Annotated in this window: 7 protein-coding genes and 2 pseudogenes; 6 read left to right on the forward strand and 3 right to left on the reverse strand. The window is 63.3% G+C overall.

What is annotated here, in order from left to right; translation table 11 throughout:
• Positions 1–15: 15 nt before the first annotated feature.
• The 3 genes from WAQ08_RS00980 to WAQ08_RS00990 all read right to left on the reverse strand — a co-directional run bounded on the left by WAQ08_RS00980 (position 16) and on the right by WAQ08_RS00990 (position 15,442).
• Complete coding sequence (locus WAQ08_RS00980; RefSeq protein ID WP_422188777.1) at positions 16–13,683, reverse strand: filamentous hemagglutinin N-terminal domain-containing protein; 13,668 nt, start codon at positions 13,681–13,683, stop codon at positions 16–18.
• 72 nt (positions 13,684–13,755) lie between these two features.
• Positions 13,756–14,838 (reverse strand): ShlB/FhaC/HecB family hemolysin secretion/activation protein, encoded by a 1,083-nt coding sequence (locus WAQ08_RS00985; RefSeq protein ID WP_422188778.1) that lies wholly within the window; start codon positions 14,836–14,838, stop codon positions 13,756–13,758.
• A gap of 16 nt (positions 14,839–14,854) precedes the next feature.
• Positions 14,855–15,442 (reverse strand): POTRA domain-containing protein, encoded by a 588-nt coding sequence (locus WAQ08_RS00990; protein WP_422188779.1) that lies wholly within the window; start codon positions 15,440–15,442, stop codon positions 14,855–14,857.
• Between the two features lie 626 nt (positions 15,443–16,068).
• On the opposite strand from WAQ08_RS00990, the gene WAQ08_RS00995 reads away from it, so the two are divergent.
• The 6 genes and pseudogenes from WAQ08_RS00995 to WAQ08_RS01020 form a co-directional block, all read left to right on the forward strand.
• Positions 16,069–16,851 carry a hypothetical protein gene (locus WAQ08_RS00995; RefSeq protein WP_422188780.1) on the forward strand — a complete coding sequence of 261 codons (783 nt, stop codon included), beginning with the start codon at positions 16,069–16,071 and terminating at the stop codon, positions 16,849–16,851.
• Between the two features lie 159 nt (positions 16,852–17,010).
• Positions 17,011–17,448, forward strand: a complete 438-nt coding sequence (locus tag WAQ08_RS01000) for a hypothetical protein (RefSeq protein WP_422188781.1) — start codon at positions 17,011–17,013, stop codon at positions 17,446–17,448.
• Between the two features lie 152 nt (positions 17,449–17,600).
• Positions 17,601–19,046 (forward strand): annotated as a pseudogene (locus WAQ08_RS01005) (IS5 family transposase); the annotation flags it as partial.
• Between the two features lie 250 nt (positions 19,047–19,296).
• The gene (locus tag WAQ08_RS01010; protein WP_422188782.1) at positions 19,297–19,947 is read left to right on the forward strand and encodes a hypothetical protein; all 651 of its coding nucleotides are present in this window, start codon (positions 19,297–19,299) and stop codon (positions 19,945–19,947) included.
• Positions 19,931–20,956, forward strand: a complete 1,026-nt coding sequence (locus WAQ08_RS01015; RefSeq protein ID WP_422188783.1) for a right-handed parallel beta-helix repeat-containing protein — start codon at positions 19,931–19,933, stop codon at positions 20,954–20,956. The genes WAQ08_RS01010 and WAQ08_RS01015 overlap by 17 nt, the downstream gene beginning before the upstream one ends.
• Positions 20,957–21,179: 223 nt before the next feature.
• Positions 21,180–21,362, forward strand: a pseudogene (locus tag WAQ08_RS01020) (IS5/IS1182 family transposase); the annotation flags it as partial.

A 21,362-nucleotide genomic window follows, 5' to 3' on the forward strand; every position in this document is an offset into this window, starting at 1 on the left:
TTCGTTCAGGCGCCTTCAACGCACAGCCGGCTCGGCGGCATCGCGCTCGTCGGTGATGGGCGCCAACACGCCATTGTTCTGCAAATTGACGGAGGCCACCGTCAGCACCACCGGATCCTTGAACACACCCAGCGCGTCCGGCGACAGGCCGGTCGTCGAGAAGTTGCCCGTGAACAGCGCGCCCACGCGCGGCATGCTCGGGATCACGTTGCCCGGCAGGGTCGATGCCGCCAGCGAGCCGATCAGGTCGATCGGGCCCCAGGGCGTGCCGTTCATGTAGTACGGCGCATTGACCAGGCCACCGGCGATGTCGGCCGCGGCCATGGCACCGGTGCGCCCGCCGATGCGGCCGAACATCTGCGCCGAGACAGCCGACGAGACCCGCAGGCGCCCCAGGTCGAGCTTGTGCTCGGCCACGGCATCATCTCGGCCGATCGTCAACACACCCGTGGGGCCGGCTGTCATGACCAGCGAGGTGTTGCGGCCGATCAGGCCGGTCAAGGTGATGTCACCGTTGGTGCTCAGTTCGGCTGAACCGCCAGGCAGGTAGGCCGGCGCCTCCAGGCTGATGGGGCCACTGGTCACGCGCACGGTGGCGGGCAGGTAGACCGCCGCGCCGCCCGTCTGTGTGAAGCCGGTCGCGGCCTGCACCGTGGCGCCCGGCGTGAAGCTCGTGGTGCCCGAGGCGCTGGTGTTGGCGATCGAGAGGGCGCCCGTGCTGGCCGCCACGGCGCCCTCGAACACGAAGCCCATGCCCGACAGCTGCAGGCCACCGATGTCCTCGGCCGTCAGCGTGCCGCGGAAGCGTGTTGTGCCGCCATCGGCGCTGCTCACCAGGTTGCCGATGCGCACTGCGCCTGCGGCATCGATGTCGCCCACGTCTGCGCGCAAGGTCAACGTGTTGCTGGCAGGGCCGTCGACGGTGCTGCCGAACACCAGCGAACCGTCCGTGCTGTGCAGGGTTGCGTCGTCAGCGAGTGTCAGTGCACCGCTGTAGGTCTGGCTGCCGGTGGTCGACACCGAGGTGCCTTCCAGTGTGGTGATGCCGCTCACATTCAGCGACGACAGCGCCTGCGTGCCGCCCACATCACCCAGGACCGCATTGCCCTGGATGGCCAGGCTCTCGCCGCCGGCCGTGGTGGCATCCACCCCATTGAGCAGGGACACCGTGGAGCCGGTCAGCGTCACGTTGGCGGCCAGCGTCACACGCTCGCCATAGGTCTGCGTGCCCGTGGTATTGACCGTGTTGGCCAGCACCACCGTGCCTGCCGTATCGGTCTCGATCGAGGCCGCGTGGACCGCCGCGTTCAGACGGGTTTCACCGGCGGTGTTGATCGTCAGCGCGCCCAGGCGGGTGGTGCCGCCCACGGCATGGTCGATCACCACGTCGCTGCTGCCAGCCTCCACAGTCAACGCATACGCACCGTCGATGGTGCCGTTGAACACCAGGGTGTCGCCGCTCAGGGTGATGTCTGCACCCAGCGTGATCGCCCCGTCGTAGGTCTGGCCGCCTGTGGTGGCCACAGCACCGTTCAAGGTGCTCGCACCGTTGACCGTCAGGCTCGACAGCGCATAGTTGTCACCCACGGTGCCCAGCACCGCATCGCCCTGGACCGTCAGGCTCTGGCCACCCGCCATGCTGGCGTCCACGCCACCGGCCAGCGACACTGTTGTGCCGGTCAGCGTGACGTTGGCCGCCAGGGTCACCAGTTCACCGTAGGTCTGCGTGCCTGTGGTGTTCACATTGCCAGCCAGCACGACCGTGCCCGGGCCGTCCGTCGTCACCGAGGCCGCGCGCACCGACGTGAAGCGGGTCTCGCCGGAGGTATTGACCGTCAGCGCGCCCAGGCGTGTCGTACCGCCCACGGCGTAATCAAAGGCCACATCGCCGCTGCCGGCGTTCACCGTCAGCGCATGGGCGCCATCGACCGTGCCATTGAAGGCCAGCGAACCGCCCTCCAGCACCACATCCGCATCCAGCGTGAGTGCGCCGTTGTAGTTTTGGGCACCGGTGGTGTTGACCGCGGGGCCGCTCAGGGTGCTCGCACCGTTGACCGTCAGGCTCGACAGGGCGTAGTTGTCGCCCACGTTGCCCAGCACCGCATTGCCCTGCACCGTGAGGCTCTGGCCACCATCCGTGCTGGCGTCCACGCCATTGGCCATGGAGACCGTGGCACCGGTCAGCGTGACGTTGGCCGCCAGGGTCACGAGCTCACCGTAGGTCTGCGTGCCGGTGGTGTTCACATCACCCGTCAGCACCACCGTGCCCGGGTCGTCCGTCAACACCGAGGCCGCGCGCACCGCGCCGAACTTGGTTTCACCCGCGGTATTGACCACCAGGGCACCCAGGCGTGTCGTGCCGCCCACCGCGTCATTGAAGGCCACATCACCCGTGTTGGCGTTCACCGTCAGGGCCTGTGCCCCGTTGACGGTGCCGTCCACAGTCAGCGCGCTGGCCATGAGCGTGGTGTCGGCGCCCAGGACCACCGCACCGGTGTAGTGCTGCGTGCCACTGGTGTTGACACTGCCGCCGTTGAGCACGATCTGCTGGCCCTCGACCGTCAGGTTGCCCTGGCTGGTGAAGGCCTGCGTCACCGTCACGGTGCCGTTGCCCGAGGCCAGCGACACATCGCCGCCCTGACCTGCCGTGATGGCGCCGCTGGCGTTGAGGTTGCCCGTGGTGGCCACATCGATGCTGCCATCGGTCGTGGTGAGCGTGCCGGTGGTCAGCAAACCTGTGGATGTGAGGTAGATGTCGCCCACACCCGTGACCGTGGCGTTCACCGTCATGCCCGTGGCGTCGAAGGCCGACGTGCTGCTGCCGATGCCGGCGCCGCTGGTGAGGTTCAGTTCGCTGGCAGTCAGCGACGACGACACGGTGAAGAGCTGGCCGGCGGCCGCGTTCAACGAGATCGTGCCGTTGGCGCCTGCGTTCACCAAGCTGGTGGTCAGGTCACCCGTGGTGGCCGTGAGCGAGACGGTGCGATTGGCACCGCCTGCCACCACGCTCTGGGCTGTCATGCCTGTGGAACTGGTGGCGGTGATGTTGCCGTTGCTCGTTTGCAGCGTGGTCTGCGTCAGCGTGCCGGTGTTGTTCACCGTCAGCGCACCAGCGCCCGTCAGCGCCGCATCGAGGGTGTCCGTGGTGGTCGTCAGCACGGTGTTGCCACCGGCTGAGCCGCTGCGCACGTAGACCGTGTCACCGCTCAGCGTCAAATCGCGGGCCGCGGCGCCGCTGGCAGTGGTCACCACGTCGGTGCCGCCCGTCAGGCTCAGTGCGCCGGTGGTACTCAGGCCGGCCGTGGGCAGCGTCAGCGTGCCTGCGGCGCTCAGCAGCAGGTTGCCGCCTTGCGGCAGCGTGGCAGCGCTCACGTCCAGGTTGCCAGCGGAACGCAGGTAGGCCGAGCCGCCCGTGCCCATGGTCAGGCCAGCGGCACCCACCGTCCAGGTGCCGGTGTTGACGTTGTTGATGCTGACCACGCGGTTCGCGCCGGTGGCCGTCAAGCTGTCGAGTTGGCTCACGTTCACGAGCAGCGGCGTGCCGGCACCGGTGGCGAGGTTGGTGACCACGCCGATGTTGCCATCGGCCGTCAGCTGCGCCGAGTGGGCCGTGATGTTCGTGCCTGAACCGCTGGCCACGATGGCGCCGGCCGAGTTCAGCACCACGGCGCCGTTGTTCGCACCCGCCGACACGCTGCCGACGGTGATGCCACCGTTGCTGGTGGTCAGGGTGACGTTGTTGCCCACCGAATCGGCCGTGGCTGCCACCGAGGTGGCCGTCAGCGGGCCCGCCGCATTGATGACGATGGCACCGCCGCCCGCGGTCACCGAACTCAGGGTCAGGCCGTTGGTGTTGTTGTCGTTCACGTAGATGCCGACACCGCCCGCCGCATCGCTCAGGGCCAGCGTGCTGGCCGTGGTCTGCATGGCCATCAGGGCACTGCCCACGCCACCGGCGCCCTGCAGCGTCACCGTGTTGCCGGTGATGCGTGTGAGCACAGAGCCATCGTCCTGCACGGTGCCGCCGGCACTGTTCGAGATCAGCGACACATTGCCCGAACCGGCGTTGATGTTGCCGGCGATCAGGTCCACATTCGCCGCCGTGCCGTTGATGGTGATGGCACCACCGCCCGACGTGGCGTTGGCGATCAGCAGGTCATGCGCCGTATTGACATTGATGGCACCGCCGTTGGTGGCCACGTTGGTGAGCACCGACGCACCGCTGGTGCCCAGGTAGGCCGCACCGCCATTGGTGGTGACCGACACGCGCTGGCCGTTCACGACCACACGGTTGCTGTTGGTACCCACACCATTCGCACCGAACAGGTTCAGGTCGTAGCCCGTGACCGTGCCCGCGCCATCGGCCAGGATGCTGCCCGCGTTGGCCGACAGGTTCACGCCGCTGTAGCGTGCGTCCGCACCAGCCGATACGTTCTTGACCGTGATGTTGCCCGCGCTGGCCGTGACATTGATGTCATTGCCAACCGCATCGGTACCCGAGGTCATCGAGGTCAGCACGATGTCGCCAGCCGCCGTGACATTGGTCGAGCCGTTGGCCACCGAGGTCGTGAGGCCGCCTGCCAGAGAGCCGGTGCTGCTGAGGTAGAGCGAACCAGCCCCGGTGACCGTAGCGCTCACACTGTTGCCAGCATTGCCATTGACGATGATCGGCGCCAGTTCCGTGCCGATGCCGTTGGCCGCGGTCAGGTAGATGGACGAGTTCGCGCCGGTACCGCTCAGGGTGACGTTGCCAGCCAGGATGCTGCCCACGCTGGCGGTGAGGCGCAACTCGCTGTTCGCGCCGTAGCTCATCGTGCCCAGCGTCAGGTCGCCTGCGGTGGCAGTCACCGTCAGGTTGCCTGTGGTGCTCAGGTTGCTGAGGTTCAAGGACCCGGCCTGCGTCAAGTAGATGCCACCGGTCCCCGAGCTCGCGGTCAGCGTTCCCACGGCTAAACCCAAGGCCAGACCGCTGGCGCCGATGACACTGTCCGTGCCAATGGCCGTCAGCGACGCGCTGCCCGCGGTGATGCGCGAACTACCGTTCAAGGCCGTGATGGCGCCGTTGCCACCACTCACACTGGAATACAGCGTGACCGAACCGGCGCCCACATCGATCCCTCCGACCCTGATGGGAGAGATGGCACGGAAACTGAAGTCCAGTCCGGTGGTATCGACCAAGCTGGAGAGCACGCTCATGCCGCCCGTATCGGCACCGCTGAACGTCAGGTTGCTGGCGCTCAGGTTGAAGACACCGTTGCTGCTGGTAGCACCCAGGTTGTTGGCACGGTTGATGGACAGCGAATCCAGATCCTGTTGTCCTTCGATGTAGAGGTCACCGACGTTCTGCAGCGCAAGGTTCTTCGTCGACACTCGAAGCGGTGCGCCATTGGCGCCGATGTGGGACGCGGCAGTCATCGCCACACTGGTCCCACTGGTGAGGTTCGAGCCGTTCAGGGCCGTGATGCTGCCATTCGATGACGTCAGCTTCACCGCATCGTTGCTGCTGATCACCCCGGCGGACAGGTTGTTGCCCGCCTGCAGTGTCACAGCCCCAGGTGCCGTCACCGAGGCCGCCGTCAGCGCATAGCTTTCGCTGATGTTGATGCTGCCGGCTGCACCATAGGCCGCTGCGGCCGAAGCCGTCAAGGTGGTCGTTCCACCGCTGGCGGACAAGGTCACGGCCGACTGGTTGCCGATCGAGCCATTGGCCGTCAAGGACACGTTCGTGGTTCGGCTGATCGAGCCGCTCAGGATCGAGCCGCCCAGGTTGTTGATGTTGACGGCGTTGCCACGGGCATCGATGTTGCCCAGTGCGATGTCACCAATGTCGTTGACCAGGTTCACATCACCATTGGCGTTCACGCCGCTGACGGAGGTACGGCCATGCAGGTTCAGGTAGGTCGCACCACCGTTGGATGTGGCGCTCAGCGAGGCCACCGTGGCCTCGATGCTGTTGCCCGCACCGGCTGCACCGATGGCGCCGCCGCTGCTGCTCATCGTCAGGCTGGCGGCCTGGATCTGCGTGCCGGCGACGCCGTCACCCATGATGCCGTTGCTGCCGCCACGGTTGCTCAGCGCCACCGAGCCCGTGGTGCCCAGGTCCAGGTCACCCACGGCAATGGCCCGGTCGCTGTCGAACGAGAAGGTCAGGCCTTGGGTGTCGTTCAGGCTCGTGAGCACAGAACCTGCGTCACTGTCCGTGCCGCTCAGCAAGCTGTAGGGCGCGGTGCCAAGCACCGGCACCGACTGGATGGCGTAGGTGGCGGTGGTCGCGACCGGGTGCGTCGCATTGATCGCCAGCCGGTCGATGTGCGTGTCCGAATCGATGTACACCGAGCCTGTCGAGTTCACCGTCAGCAGCGGCGACGACAGCTGGATCTCGTTGCCCGCGGCACCGATGGTGCCACCCGTGCCGCTGCCATAGTTGGCGGTCGCCAGCGTGGTGTTGGCGGCCGTGATGTGATGGCTCGGGTTGCTGCTGGCCAACAGGTCGCGGTAGGTGGTCAGCGAGACAGTGCCAGTCTTCTGCACATCCACGACATCGATCACCTGGCGCTGGTTGGTGTTGAGCGCGAAGTTGAGACCCGTCGTGTCATGGATCTGATTAACCGTCGTGTCAAAGCCATCGCTGGTGATGTCGAAGGTCAGCTCCGGTGCCGTGACGCTGTAGGTCGGCGCTACGCCGTTCGGCGTCTGGGCACTCCTGAACGACAGGTCCAGCAGATCACGCGCGTTGTCAACGAAGGCGTTGGCACCGGTGTTCACGGTCAGCGAGCGTGCATCGGTCTGCATGCGCGTGGTGTCATCGCCCGTGGCACCCACGGAGCCGGTGGCCGACAGCGTAATGCTGTTGCCCTTCAGCGTGGAGCTGCCGTTGTTGGTGATCGAGGTGTTGACGCCCGCGCTGTCCAGCGTCAGGTGGTGACCCGCCTTCACATCGGCGGTGCCAACAACGAGGTCCACGTCGGTGCGCAGGCTGAAGTTGATGCCGCTGAAATCGGTGATGCGGTCCAGCGTGTACTGGTTGCCACCGATGCTGTCCGTCACCAGCAGGTCCAGCCGGTCTGCCGTCACCGACACGGTGTTCTGGGTGCCCACAGCCGCGTGGGTCGACGTGATGTCCAGGCTGAACAGGTCGCTCGCGTTGTTGACGACGATGTCACGTCCCGCGCTGAGCACCAGTTGGCGCGCATCGGTTTGCACGCTGTTGCTCGGCGCACCTGTGGCGCCGATGGCCTGATTGGACGTCAGCGTGAGGTTCGGTGCCACGAACAGGGCATTGGCACCCTGCAAGATGGAACCGGCGCTGGTTTTCACGTGAGCGGAGCTGCCCACGGAGTTGTCACGCAATGTCAGCGACTTGTTGTTCGACACATACAGCGAACTGGTGATCTTGCTGCTGAGCGAGTCGACCGAGGTGTACAGCGGGTTCGAACCATCCTGGTAGCGGTACACGCTGCCAGCGTTGAGCAACAGGTGCCCAGCGGTGATCGCTGGATTGCCAGCGCTGGCATTGCTCTCACCCAGGATCGATCCATTCGCCACGCCCGCGCTGTTCGTGCTGCTCAGCGTCACGCTGCCGGATCCAACGTTGACGTTTTTGACGATGATCGTGCGATCAGACTTGATGCTCAGGTCCATGCCAGCCTGGGCAACATTGTTCAGCATCAGGCCTGTGTTGGAGTTGTCGCTGACATCGAAGGTGAAGCCACCACCCGCATTGGCAATGCTGTAGCTGTGAGTAGAAGATCCGCTGGTTCGATGCTGCAGATCCAGACTCAACGATTGCAGCGTGGTGCCATCGTTGCTCACGTTCACGTTGCCGCCCGAGGCGACCGAGAGGTGACGCGTGTTGGTGGTCGCGTTGACGGAGCCGTTGGTGCCCACGGCTGACAGGCTGACCGAGCCCGCCGTGATATTGCCGCCGCCACGGATGATCTGCGGCGCTGTACCGGTGGGTGCGCTGCGCGAGGTCAGCGACACCGACCCGGTGCTGTTCGTACCGGTGGTGATCGTGTTCGTCCAAAGCGCCCGGTCCGCGCTGTACCTGAAATCCAGCGCAGTGCTGGCAGTCAGGCTCAAGGTCTGGATGTCACCGTCGTTCAGAGAGAAGTTCGTGAGGTTGCTGGCCGAGATGGCATAGCTGTACGTGGTATTGACTCTACCGTGCGTCACCATCATGTCCAGCGTCGACAGGCTTTGCGAATCCGCAACAAGCATGTTGCCACTGCCGACGAGCGTCAGTGACGGTGTCGCCACACGCAGAAAGTTTCCGGCCGTGCCGATGTTGCCGCCACCCGCGGTGGTCGATGCGGCGTTCAGCGTCACGCTGTTGGCCGAGATGCGGCCTGCGCCAGCGTCGCTGCTGATGTTGCTGTTAACGCCGCCGCCACTGGTGCTCAGTGTGATGCCGCCGGTGGCCGCCAGTGCGCCCACCTCGATGTTCTTGCTGTTGATGAAGCTGAAGTCGCCTAACGAAGTACCGGCAAAGTTCAGGCTCTGTGTGGTGCCCGAGTCGGTGATGCCGAAGGTCTGGCCCGCGGCGGTGATGCCGAACTGGCTGGCAGTGCCAATGGCCGTGGTGCTGTTGGTGCTCTGGATCGCCAGCTTGGCCAGCGCCACATCCGTGTCCACATGGACATTGCGGCCAGCCGTCAGCGACAGGTCGGTGGTGCCACGCAGATCGATCGCGCTGGTGCTTGTGCCGATCGATCCGCCCGTGCCTGCGGCCAGGGCCACCGTGCCCGCGGTGATGGACGAATCGGTGTCGATGTTGGCGATGCTGCCGCCGGTGCTCGTGACCGAGGCCTTGCCAGCAGTGCCGACGTCGATCGTACCCACGCTCACCAGGCCTGTGCCACTGAAGCCGAAGGCCAGCGGCGACGTGCTGCTCACTTCCGTGAGCGTGTGGTTGTCGTTGCTGCCGCTGATGTTGAAGGTCTGACCGGCACCCGCCGTGATGTCGACGGTGCCATACGATCCGCCGGTGCGAGACAGGTTCAGTTCGGTCAGCGTGGCGCCGTTGTTCACGGCCACGGTGCCTTGGGCCGTGAGGCTCAAGCGCGTCGTGTCGACACTCAAGGCCGTGCCGCTACCGCCCAACTCACCGTAGGCAGCACTCAGGTTCACCTGGCTGCCGGTGATGCCGGTGGCGGCATCGCCATCGTCCAGCAGCGAGCCGCTGGTCGATGTGATCGACACCGCACCACCTGGCGTGGCGTTCACCGTCCCCAGGATCAGCGAACCGTCGCTGGACACCGTGATGCCCGTGCCGGCCTGCGCATCCAGCTCTGCGCCATAGGCGTACAAGGTCAACGCGCGGCTGCTGTTGCCGATGCTGCCCGCGGCGCTCAGCGTGAGCGATCCGTTGCCGACATACACAGTGCCACTGGGGTTGAGGATGGCGCCGCGGTAGGACGTCAGGCTCACGGCCTGGTTGAAGGCATAGATGTCACCGCTGATCACGATGTCACCCTCTTGGAGCGCAATCTGCACCGGCCCACCCGAGGACACGCCCGTCAAGGTCAGGGTGTTCGTGTAGCTGCCGCCAGTGGCCGTCGGCAGATCGATGTAGACACCGCCCGTATCGGCGCTGGCATACAGCGAACCCGTGATCACATCGAGGTGATCGCTGCCGCTGGCGCCGATGACTTGACCGTAGAGAATGGTCGAGTTGGCCAGCACATGGGTGGTCTTGTCGCCATCATCCAGGATGCTGCCGCCCGTCGAATTGAAGCTCACCGAGCCGCCGTAGCTCACATCGACCTGGCCCAGCGTGATGTCGCGATCACTCGTGAAGCTAAAGCTCAAGCCACTCGAATCGACCACGTTCTGCACGTGGTGGCCAGCGGCCGAATCGGTGATGGTGAAAGCCAGCGACGGCGCCTTCACGACCAGACCGTAGGCGGTCGTGCTGTCCGCGTGCGAACTGCTGATGGTCAGGTTCGAGAGATCTGCGATGCTGTTGACGTACAGATCACCGCGCGTGCCCAGGGTCAACTGGCTGGTGTTCACCTCCAGGGGTGCCAGGACGCTGCCGACATTGCCTTGATAAGCGCTCAGCACCACCGAACTGCCCGTGACCCGGGTGTCCGTGTTGCCGTCCTCCACCAAGTCACCCTGCGTGGCGATAAGGCTGACCGAGCCATTGACCGCCTGCACCTGGCCGATCACTGCGGTCTGGTCGCCGCTGAAGAGCAGCGAATTGAGCGGCACACCAACGATGCGATTGATGGCGTACTGCGAGCCATCGTCCGTCACATCGAAGGTGAGGAAGGGCGAGGTGATCTCCAGCACGTTGGCCACGCCCGGCGTCGCGTGCCGGTTGGTCACGCTCAGCGAGGTCAGCGTGTTGTCCGTGTTGACCAGGTAGACGTTGCCAGTGTTGTTCACCGTCAGGCCGTAGATGCTGGCCTGGATGGGGTTGGCACTGGTACCGATGGACTGGGCCGCGTTCAGGGTGGCCGAACCGGTGATCAGGCGCGTGTTGCTGTTGCCATCGTCGATGATGGCGCCACCGTTGGCAGACAGCGTGGTCGAGCCGGTCAGCGAACTGCGCACGTCGGCGATGGTGATGTCACCGGTGCTGCTGGTCACCGAGATACTGTTGCCCGTGGTGGCCACGTTGTCCAGCGTCACGCTGCCGACCTGGGTGACCGTGATGTTGCCCGCGTTCTCCAGGTCAAGGCGGGCCGCCGAACTGCGCAGTGTGATGTTGCTGGCGTTGCCGCTGCCACCTGCCCGCGCGATGATCTTGTCGGCATTGACGTTGGTGCCGTAGCTGCTGGCGATGGTGCCGTTTGTCGTGCTCAAGGACACGTTGCCGGCATTGCCCGCATCGACATTGCCCACCGTCATATTGCCTGTTCCGGTGGTGGCGATCGTGATGCTGTTGTTCAGGCTGCTGGTTGTCGAGGTGACGGCACCCAGGGTGGTACCGCCAGCTACCGTGATGTCGATCGCACCATCGCCGGACACGATGCTCTCCAGGTAGGAGCTGGTGGCCGTGGTGTTGGCGTGGATGCCGCCCGAGGCGGCATTGGCGTTCAGCGTGGACGCATTGGTCTGCAGGCGGGTGCCCGAGGAGCCAATGGCGCCCGCGGCATTGACCGTCAGCGAACCGGCGGCGATGCGCGTGGCGGCATTGCCATCGTCGACCACGCTGCCCGCGGAAGATGTCAGCGACAAGGCCGCGCTGCCGGTGCTGACATTGCCTGCCGTCAACGTGCCGGTGGACGACACGGCCGAGCTGCCGGTACTGTTGAGCAGGGCCAGGTTCAGTGCGCCCGTGTTGGCCAGGTAGGCCCCGCCCGTACCCGAGGTGGCCGACACCGTTGGCGTGGCCGTGTTGATCGCTTGCTCGCTGGTGCCGATGGCGCCGTTGTTGCCATTGCTGCCACGCGCCGTCAGCACCACCGAGGCCGCGCTGCTCAGGTTGTTGGCGGCACCCACCAGATTGCCCGCCGTGGACGTGACCGTCAGCGTACCGCTGCCCACATCCAGGGTGCCGAGCTCGATCGAACGGTCGGACAGCAGGGTGAGGTTCAAGCCCGCTTGCTCGATGGTCGCCGCGCTGAGCACGCTGCCGTCGGCCATCGTGAAGGTCAGGCCGCTGGCATCGATCTGGTAGGTGCGCGCGCCCGGTGCCACATGCAGCGCATTGACCGACAGATCGGTCAACGTCATGTCGCTGGCCGCGAAGATGTCACCGCCGCCTTCAACGGCCAGGCGGGCCGTGTGGGTGTTGATCGCGCTGCCTGCGGCACCGATGTGGCCGCCGCCAGCCGTCAACGACACCGAGCTGCCGCTGACCGTCGGCGCGGTCGCGCCGGCATTGGTGATCGAGCCGACGGTGGACACCATCTGCACCGCACCGGCGCCAGCGTCGATGGCACCTGCGATCTGGATGTTGCCGGTGGCGCGCAGGGTCACGGCACCACCATTGCTCGTCAGGCGGCCGATGTTGCTCAGGGAACTGCCCAGGCCCAGGGCCTCGAGTGTGATTGAACCGCCCTGCGTGCGCAGTTCGGTGTTCGCATCGACAAAGCGGATGCCGCCTGTCTGCGTGGACTGCAGCGTGACCCCACGGCCGGCCACGGTGGCGAAATTGATCGCGCCGCCCGCCATCGCGTCGATGGTGATCTGGCCGGTGGCCTGCAGCACGATGTTGGCGTTGCCGGACAGGCTTTCGAGCAGCCCGCGCGAGATGGTGTTCAGCGTGTTGCCAGCGCCCTGGTTGGCATCCCCTGCGCTGACGCTGCCATCGCCCGCATTGCCATCCTGCGTGCCGCCCGAGTTGGTGTCGGTGATGCGCAGGTCGGTCGGGTCGATGAGGAAAGTGCCCGTCTGGCCCTTGTCGGCACGCAGGTCCACATCACCGGTGATGCCGATGTTCTTCTGGCTGGAGACTTCGGCGAAACCGCCGTCGCCGCCCTGGGCACCGCCACGCGCGCTGATCTTGCCGTTGAACACGGTGGTGTCGGTGGACCACAGCGTGACGTTGCCGCCCTTGCCGCTCTCGGTCGCATCAGCGTTCAGCGTAGCGCCCGCCGCGACAGACACCGACTGAGATTTGCTGGAGAACGGATTGGCAGCATCGGTCAGGCCGGTGCTGCCCAGCGCGATCTCGCCGCCGCCGTGGCGGCCCGAAGCGTCGATGGTGGCGCCCGTGGCCACGTTCACCTTCTCGCCGGTGGCGATCACGGTGCCGCCCTGGCCACCACCAGCAGCCGACACGTCGATGCGGCCGCCAATGGCGACGGTGCCTGCATCACCACCCGACAGCACGATGCGACCGCCCTGGCTGGCCACGGCGGTCGCGCTGATCAGGCCTTCGGTGTTGATGACGTTGTCGATCACGCCCTTCACGGCACGGGCCGTCAGCAGCACGGTGCCGCCATCGGCGCGGATCTCGCCGCTGTTGGTGACCAGCGCGCCGCTGCCAGGCGCAGTTTCGGTGATGGCCGAACCAGCGCCGAAACTCAGCAGGCCATCGCCATGGAAATCAAGCGAGAAGGTGTTGGCTGCGCCCAGCGCGACACGGCCCAGGCGGGCCTCGATCACACCGGAGTTGCGCACGCGCGGCGCCACCAGGGCGGCCAGGCCGCTGTCGCGGATGGAGATGCGGCCCTGGTTCTCCACGATGGCATTCGTGTTCGCCGAAGCCTGGCTGAAGTCGTAACGACCCGCCATGAAATCGCTGTCGCGGATGTTCGCCGTGGTGGCGACCAGACCGCCCACGTCCACGCGTGAGCCCGCCCCGAACACGATGCCGTTCGGGTTGACCAGCATCACCGTGCCATTGGCGTTCAGGCGCCCGAAGATGGCCGACGGGTCATTGCCCAGCACACGGTTGAGCGTGACGCTGCCCGCCGACGGCTGGATGAAGTTGACCGTCTCGCCCGCACCGATGCTGAAGCTGCGCCAGTTGATGATCCCGCGATCACTTTGCTGCAGGACGTTCAGCGTGCCGGCACCCGCATCAACGATGGTGGCCGAACCCGCGACCACCTGACCACCCGTCGGGTTGGCCAGCGCAACCTGCCCTGCCATCGTCCAGCCGACGACCAGCGCCAGCTTGGTGAGCAGGATACCGTGGCCTTTGCGACGCAGCGAGCGCTGGAGACGACGGGCACGGATGGCGGCACGGCGAAGCACCTGGCGGGAAGGTTGGCCAATGATCATGGGACGGCTTTCAGAAAATCGATGTGCGGAGAGAGGCGGGTGCCAAGGCAACCCGCGGCGGCGGCAGGCGGGTCAGAACAGTGCGGTCAGCGAGACAAAGGCGCGGGGGTCCTTGCTGTCTTCCGTGCGCACGATGGTGTTCATCGGCTTGGCCACCTCGAAAGAAGCGAAGAAGCGATCGTTCAGCTTGGCGCGGATGCCGCCGCCGAACGATGTCAGCTTCCTGGGGGTCACCTCGTTGCCGCCCGCGGCGGCCCAGACACGGCCACCATCGATGTAGCCGTACAGCTGCAGCGTGTTGTCTCGCACGTTGGGCACGTAGCGCATCTCCACCATCGCGGCGATGCCGTTGTCGGAGGACAGCTCAGCTTCGTCGTAGGCGCGGCCGAAGCTGGCGCCACCCAGGCCGATCTCTTCGCTGGCCAGCAACGGGCGGCGCGAGAACTGGCTGGTGAAGCTGCCGACGGCGCTCAGGCGCGGCGCGATCTGCTGCAGGCGCGTGAGGTCGAAGGTGAGCTTGGTGAAGTCACTGCGGCCGTTGACACGCGATGCGAGGGGCGAACCGTTGTCCGAAGCGCCCAGGCCGTGCAGGCCCTGGTGCAACGTGGCGCGCATCGTGGTGATGCCGTCCCACAGGTCGCTGCGGTCGTAGCTGACGCCGGCGCGCACGATGCGCAGCTTGTCGCGGGTGAACTCGATGCCGCTCAGGTCGGTGGCGATATCGCGCACTTCCATCTGCCCGAACACGCGCAGGTTCTCTTCGCGCGAGCGGATCACCGGCATGGTGACCGTGCCCAGCGCGCTCGTCACGCGGCTTTTCACGTCCAGCGGCTCGAGCTCACGGCGAGGGTTGGAGCGTGCATGCGACAGGGCCAGGTTGAGCATGGTGCCGTTCGCACCGATCAGCGCGTCATAGCCTGCGCCGATGCCGATGCTGCGGCCCGTGGGCACCGAGGTCCGGGCGTTCAGGGTGATGCGGTCAGCGCGTTCACCCACGGCATTCCAGGCATGGCTGACCTGAAGCTGGCCTCGGCCCAGGTAGGGCGAGGCGCGGTTGTCCAGCGTCACCTGCCCGTCGGTGGCTCGGCGTTCGGTGCGCACGATCAGCACGGAGCCGCCACGCTCGTTGGGCGAAGGCTCCAGCGTGCCACGCACGGTCAGGCCCGCCAGGTCATTGGCGCAGCAGCAGGCTGCGCTCGATCTGGGCCACACCGATGGGCTTCACACCGCGCAGGCCATTGACCAGGCGCTCGACTGCCGCCCGTGCAGGGCCGATGTCGCCCTCGTAACGGACATCGGCGACGAAGCCTTCGACCACAACGAGGCGGAATCGGCCATCCTCGACCGCCTGCTGAGGCACGATCACGCGTGAGGTGACATAGCCCGCATTGCGGTACTTCAGCTCGATCGCATTGGCCACGGCGAAGACCTCGGCCACCGACACCTCGCGCCCAAGCAGGCCAGCATAAAGCTGGCGCAGATCATCCGCGGGGAAGGCCGTCGCGCCCTCAATGTCCAAGGTCTTCAAGGTGAAGCGTGCCTCCTGCGCACCTGCCGGGGCCTGGGCGGAAGGGCTTTGCGGCACTTCGATACGCGGCGACGCGGTGGACGACTGGGGCATCACCGGGCGCGGCATCTCACGGCCGGGCTCGGCGCCCGGCGGCAGTTGCGCCGGCACGGTCTGCGCGCTGGCCAGGCCCGCCATGCTGCAGGCCCAGGCTGCTGCCACGAGCAGGCAGGTACGGTGCAGGCGAGGCAAGCGGGATGCGGTGCGGCGTGTTGCGCGGGTAGAGGAAGCGGAATGAAGGGCGGTAGGCTGGATCATGGACATCGGGCCGGAGGCGGTGGCTGGCGATGCGGCGCCATCGCCCATCGCAAACGAAACACATGCAGAGACGTCAGCTTCAGCGGACGACAAACACAGTGCTCGACCGTAACCAATGACACCGCATCGTGATAACCGGAAAGGGCGGACAACTTGCCGCCAGTTCCTGATTGACATCAGGCGAGCCACCGGAACGGACCACACGGCGCGCCCTGATAAGAAGTTCTGCATTCGGTCCATATCGGGTTTCAGCACGCGCCGGTTGAGTGTCAAAAACGTGACATTTATGGCGGGCGGACGCCGGACTTTGTAAGCAATCCAAGGCGCGACCGGAAATCGCAAGGCGTAACAAGGCCCACCAGATACAAGTCCTCGTTGCTACAGGCCTGAGCAGCATCTCCCCCTTGGCAAGCCCCCCGCAGAAAGCTCTTGTCTCGTGTCCCAAAAGCTATAGTTCAGGCGGTTTGCCACGCACCCATTCAGCGGTGCGCGAGCACCGCCAGAACAGGGCCATGACAATGAATCTCAGGCAGGGGAGGCGCCGTCAGCGAGGCCTGATCATGGTGATCGCGCTGCTGGGCGGCATCGGGCTGGCCCTGACGTCTGCCTGGTGCATGCTCAATGTGATCGACAGCGACCTGCGCCCCTGGACAGCCAAGCAGGCCCCCGAGCCCGAAGGGCTGGTGCAGGGCACACGCCACGATGGCTGGCTGGCCCTGATCGGTCTGCAGGCTGACCATCTGGACGATACACAGGCTCAAGGCCTGCGCAGTTGGACACACTGGGATACCGAGCGCAGGCAGGCGCTGGCCTTGCCCGACACGTTCGTGATCCATCAGATGCCCGAGGCGGTCAAGATCGAATCATCCAGCCCCTTGTCGTGTCAGCCTCCAACACAGTGCGGTGAGCTGCTGGCACAACGTGTCGGGCAGTTGCCGGCGGCACTTCAGGCAGTCGCCCCCGTGGCCCAGGCCTGCGAGCGCTTGTCCCGATCGCAGGGATTCGAAGAGCCCTCCACGCTGGTGAGTGACTGGATGACCTTGGCCATGCCCGGCCATGCCTTGCGCACCTGCAACCAACTGTGGATCGCACAGTTGGCACTGGCCAGGCACCATAAGGATGCCGACGCAGCCTGGCGCGCATGGACATCGATGCAGCGTGTGAACACGGGCCTGTTCGAAGGCTCGCGTTCGCTGGTGAACGGCAGCATCGCATCGGCCTGGTTGCAGGCTGCGCATGTGGAGGGCTTCGCCACGGCCCGCGCCTTCCCTGCACTGCGCGATCGCATCCGCCAGCAGATGGCCGCACCACTGCCCTGGCAACCTGTGGCACAGCGATGGTAGGCAAGCGAAGCCGCAGCCTGGGATTCCAAGCTGTTCGAATCGCTCGATGCCCTGGCCAATGTCAAGTGCGACAAGGCCGCCGCGATGCCTCAGGGCATGAGATGCACCGCCAAACGATGGGGTGGGCCCTTTGCGCGCCTGATGCCGGTGCTACCCAACATGACCCGCTCCCTGCTGCGCGAACGCTTTGAGGGCATCGCCCAAGCCACTGACAACAGCGAGCCCGCCAAGGCACTGGCACACCTGAGCGCACTGGCCACACAGCGCGAGGACACGGCATGGATGGGCCTGCACGTTCGCAACACCATTGGCCGGATACTGCTGAGCGTGGCCAGCCCCGAAACGCTGGCACGGGAATATCTGCCCCGCGCGATGGATGTGGAGATGTCGCGCCAGGCCGTGCTGCTGGGGCTGGATGCGCTGGAACGCCAGGTAGCGGGAAAGGCCGTCACCGAGGCATCGATCAAGGCTTCCGCCGGATCTTCGGTATTCACGGCCGGTCGGGTGCGTTGCAAGGAGCCTTGCCATGCTTTGGCCATCACGTCATGGCACAGCGATGCCAAGGCGCCCAAACTAGTATGGCCCTTGTCGCCTTGAGACAGTGCCTGAGTCGGCCTTGCAAAACCGCCACAACCTCGATGGATACAGGTGAGATCGGGCAATTGGGGCTGGTCAGAACTCTCGGTTTTGTGTGCAATGACGCTCAGTTTCTGGGAGTTTTGAGGACCTGAACAGATGAGCACGCCCGACTTTTTCGCGCCCGGCTGGATGCCATGATCGATCTGCGCCACCCGCTGGCGGTGCTGGCCACGCGCATGCCGTGGCCCGAGATCGAGAAGTCCCTGGCACCGCTGTTGGCGCGCAAGGCGCGCATGGGCAGCATGAAGCTGGACGCTGACATGTTCGGCCCCACTGCGGTGGTGGTCGCCGGGGGGCTCAGTGCCGCAGGCCGTCCGCGCCTGCCGATCCGTTTGATGGTGGCCCTGCTGTACCTCAAGCACGCCTTCAACGAGAGCGACGAGTCCGTGGTCGAGCGCTGGAGCGAGAACTGCGTGTGGCAGTTCTTCAGCGGCCAGCAGTACTACGAGCCCCGCCTGCCGTGCGACCCCAGCCAGATCGGACGCTTTCGCAAAGTGCTGGGCGAGGCCGGGGTGGAGCAATTGCTCAAGACCACCATCGAGACGGCGGTGCGCATCCAGGCCGTCAAGAAGAGCGAGTTCGAGCGCGTCATCGTGGACACCACGGTGCAGGAGAAGGCCATCGCACACCCCACCGACAGCCGCCTGCTGGAGGTGGCGCGAGGGCAGCTCGCCGAGATGGCCAAGGCGGTGGGCCTGGCACCCAAGCAGACGTTTGAGCGAGAGGGTCAGACGCTGCGGCGCAAGGCCGCAGGCTACGCGCATGCCCGCCAGTTCAAGCGCCTGCGCAAGGTGCTGCGTCGTCAGCGCACGATCCTGGGTGTGCTCATGCGCGACGTGCAGCGCAAGATGCAAGGCTTGGCCGAGGCGGCCAGGCAGTCACTGCAAGAGCTCCTTGATCGCGTGGGGCGCATCCATGCGCAGACTGCAGCCAAGGCCAATCCCAGCGGGCGCGGCAAGCTCTATGCGCTGCATGCCCCCGAGGGGGAGTGCATCGGCAAGGGCAAGGCCCGCAAGCCCTACGAGTTCGGCGTCAAGACCAGCCTGGCCGTTACGCACGGCCAGGGCCTGATCGTGGGCGCTCGCATTTTCCCTGGCAACCCGTATGACGGCCACACCCTGGCCGCACAGCTGGAGCAGACCAGCACGCTGCTGCAAGACCTCGATGTCAAGCCCACCACGGCCATCGTGGACCTGGGCTACCGTGGGGCGGATGCCGACATAGCCCCCATCGAGCTGATTCACCGAGGCAAGTCCAAGCGCCTGACGGACAAGCAGCGACGATGGCTCAAGAGACGCCAGGCGGTCGAGCCGGTGATCGGCCATGTCAAGCAAGACCACGGCATGCAACGCTGTTGGCTCAAGGGGCCCGAGGGCGACGCCCTGCACGCCGTGCTGTGCGCAGCGGGCTACAACCTGCGATGGCTGCTCCGAGCCATCGCCCGCAAAGGCCTGCGGGTCCTTTTTGTGTCTGTCTCGTCGCTGGCCGTGCTGACCGCATGGCTCGTCTCAGCATTGCGTCAGCCCCGCAATCTTGCAGTGATGGCCTCAAATTGAATTTTGCAAGCCCGACTACCTAGTGTGACATCAACAGATTCATGGCAATACACTAGATTAGCCAAATACCATTTCACACAAAGTGTGACACGATCCTGCACAGAAAACGTACAACCCTACTCCAGAAGAACGCGCCGCCGCAATCACAGCAGGTTACCCAGACCCTGGATCCGTAATTGTCTCGGAAAGCGATTCAGATTATATTCAACGTCGCATTCAGAACCCTGATAATCCGCAACTGAGTCGGCTTATGGACTCCGTGGAAAAAGCCCCCACACGCTGTACCAGCTTACAGTTTTTTGGTGAATATTTACATGCTTTTGAAGACACCTTTGGGCATCGAAACAAGACTAACGAACCAATTGACATTAATTTGGGACTTGGGCATCTCGCCTATGGTCATGAAGCAGACAAAACATATAACGAGAACAATGTAATCTTGTTGAATCCAGTTTACTTTATGGGCAATGGCGACTGGACTGTTCGCGAAAGCCGAACTCTTCGAATGGAAGAAGAAGTTTTCCTGAAGATGTCGCAATTCTCCAAGTATCCAAAAGCCAGCTGGGATCAAATCAAAGACATCATGGAGGCATTCAATGCCATACAGGAAAACGGTGAGCAAGATGACAAAGATGACAATGGGGTTAAATTCAAGCAAAAGTTAGAGCTTCCAAATAAAGCTCTTCGCGATTTGAATATCACACGACCTAACGGTTCATCGATCGATTTTCTGACGTCCACAATAAACGGAGGGGAAGGGCCCTCCGCAAGCGGAACATCTCAAGAAGCAGCCAGCAACCGTAATCGTTTTCTTTGTACAGTTGACGGCAAACGCTTAAATCAAGAAAATTATCCTGGGACAATTTTGCCAAAAACACCATACCATGCAAGCAATAATTAATGCCCTAAGATTATTGGCCATTCCTCTCGGAACGATCATGTTTATTTTCGAAGTAAACGCCGAAGTTCGCAATCCAACAAATTCCTGTATCACTATCGAACGTATGCGCGACGGCAACTATCCGGCTGCATATATCTATGATGCTTTTAGGATAGAAAAACCAGGACAATATTGTTTAATGGAAAATATCATTGCGCGCCGTATATTAGCAATTTCGGAAGGTGGTGAGAAAAACAGAAGCGGAGCAATCGGATGGATAAGCACCTCTGATGTTAACCTTGATTTAAAGGGACATCAAATTATTGCTGAAACTGCGGGCATGTGGGCAATAGATGCAGGGAACAACGCAAATGAATTAATAAAAAACATCGCCATCCGTAATGGAATTATCGAAAGCAAAACAAGTTGGGGAATTCAATTCATTAATGCCTTCAAATGGGATCTAACCACGCCAAAAGAAGAGTTTTTTAAAACTAGCCAAAGAGTCCCTAGACTTAGATACATAGATGAAGATGATTATAAAAAGTTTCTCGCCCAAAAAAAACAACTCCAGACAATATTCCCACAAACAAAGCATTTTATAGAAAATCTCACTATAAATTCATTCTATCGAGCCGTCAATATTCGCGGGGGTGGCAATACAATTAAAAATTGTCGCATAAGAATCAATGGGCACACAACTGGAATTGACTTATCCGGGCCTAATCAAATTATCGAGGGCAACCATATCACTGTCAAATCGGAAATGGGCCAAGGTGCGCCAATAGTATTAAAAATGGCTGACAATAGTATTATTCGAAATAATGTCATCGTCATTGAAACCGGGGGAGGCAGTACCGATGCAGCAATCAATATCATCGCCAGTAAAAATGTTGTAATCGAAAACAATAAAATTGTTGGCGCAAAGATGATTTACAAAACAAATTATAATGAATTTGAGAAAAAAAGTGCTGTAATCGAACGTGGCAATGAATTCGCATCTAATTTGGATGCATTTATTTTAAAATAAATATTTCCATTAAATAATGCGAAACAAATCAACAAAGGCCGTTCGAATTAAATATGGATAAATCATGAGAGCAAGCACGTTTATTACATGTAAAGCCGAAATAGATAGTCGGCCCTGCAAAACCCCGCCAACCCGCATGAACACTGGGTTTGCGCCAGTACCGCTGGGTGCCTGATCCCCCGAGAATCGTTGCATCACGATTTGATTTCTGGGAGTTTTGCCGATGGCTCAGCCCGACAGCGCCGACTTCTTCCGCCAGCCGCTGGCCGAGATGATCGACCTGCGTCACCCGCTGGCGGTGCTGGCCAGTCGGCTGCCCTGGGCGCAGATCGAGGCAGCGCTGGCGCCGCGCTTTGCCCGCCAGGTGCGCGAGGGTCGTGCTGTTGCACAAGACGATCTGTTTGGC

Origin of the sequence: Aquabacterium sp. (assembly GCF_049274795.1) — a bacterium.
In the GTDB taxonomy this organism is placed as follows: Bacteria; Pseudomonadota; Gammaproteobacteria; order Burkholderiales; family Burkholderiaceae_C; genus Aquabacterium.

What these genes read in the sequence shown, in the direction of transcription:
- WAQ08_RS00980 (WP_422188777.1), bottom strand. Translation starts at nt 13,683, where the DNA reads ATGATCATTGGCCAACCTTCCCGCCAGGTGCTTCGCCGTGCCGCCATC.
- WAQ08_RS00995 (WP_422188780.1), top strand. Translation starts at nt 16,069, where the DNA reads ATGGTGATCGCGCTGCTGGGCGGCATCGGGCTGGCCCTGACGTCTGCC.
- WAQ08_RS01000 (WP_422188781.1), top strand. Translation starts at nt 17,011, where the DNA reads ATGACCCGCTCCCTGCTGCGCGAACGCTTTGAGGGCATCGCCCAAGCC.
- WAQ08_RS01010 (WP_422188782.1), top strand. Translation starts at nt 19,297, where the DNA reads ATGGACTCCGTGGAAAAAGCCCCCACACGCTGTACCAGCTTACAGTTT.
- WAQ08_RS01015 (WP_422188783.1), top strand. Translation starts at nt 19,931, where the DNA reads ATGCAAGCAATAATTAATGCCCTAAGATTATTGGCCATTCCTCTCGGA.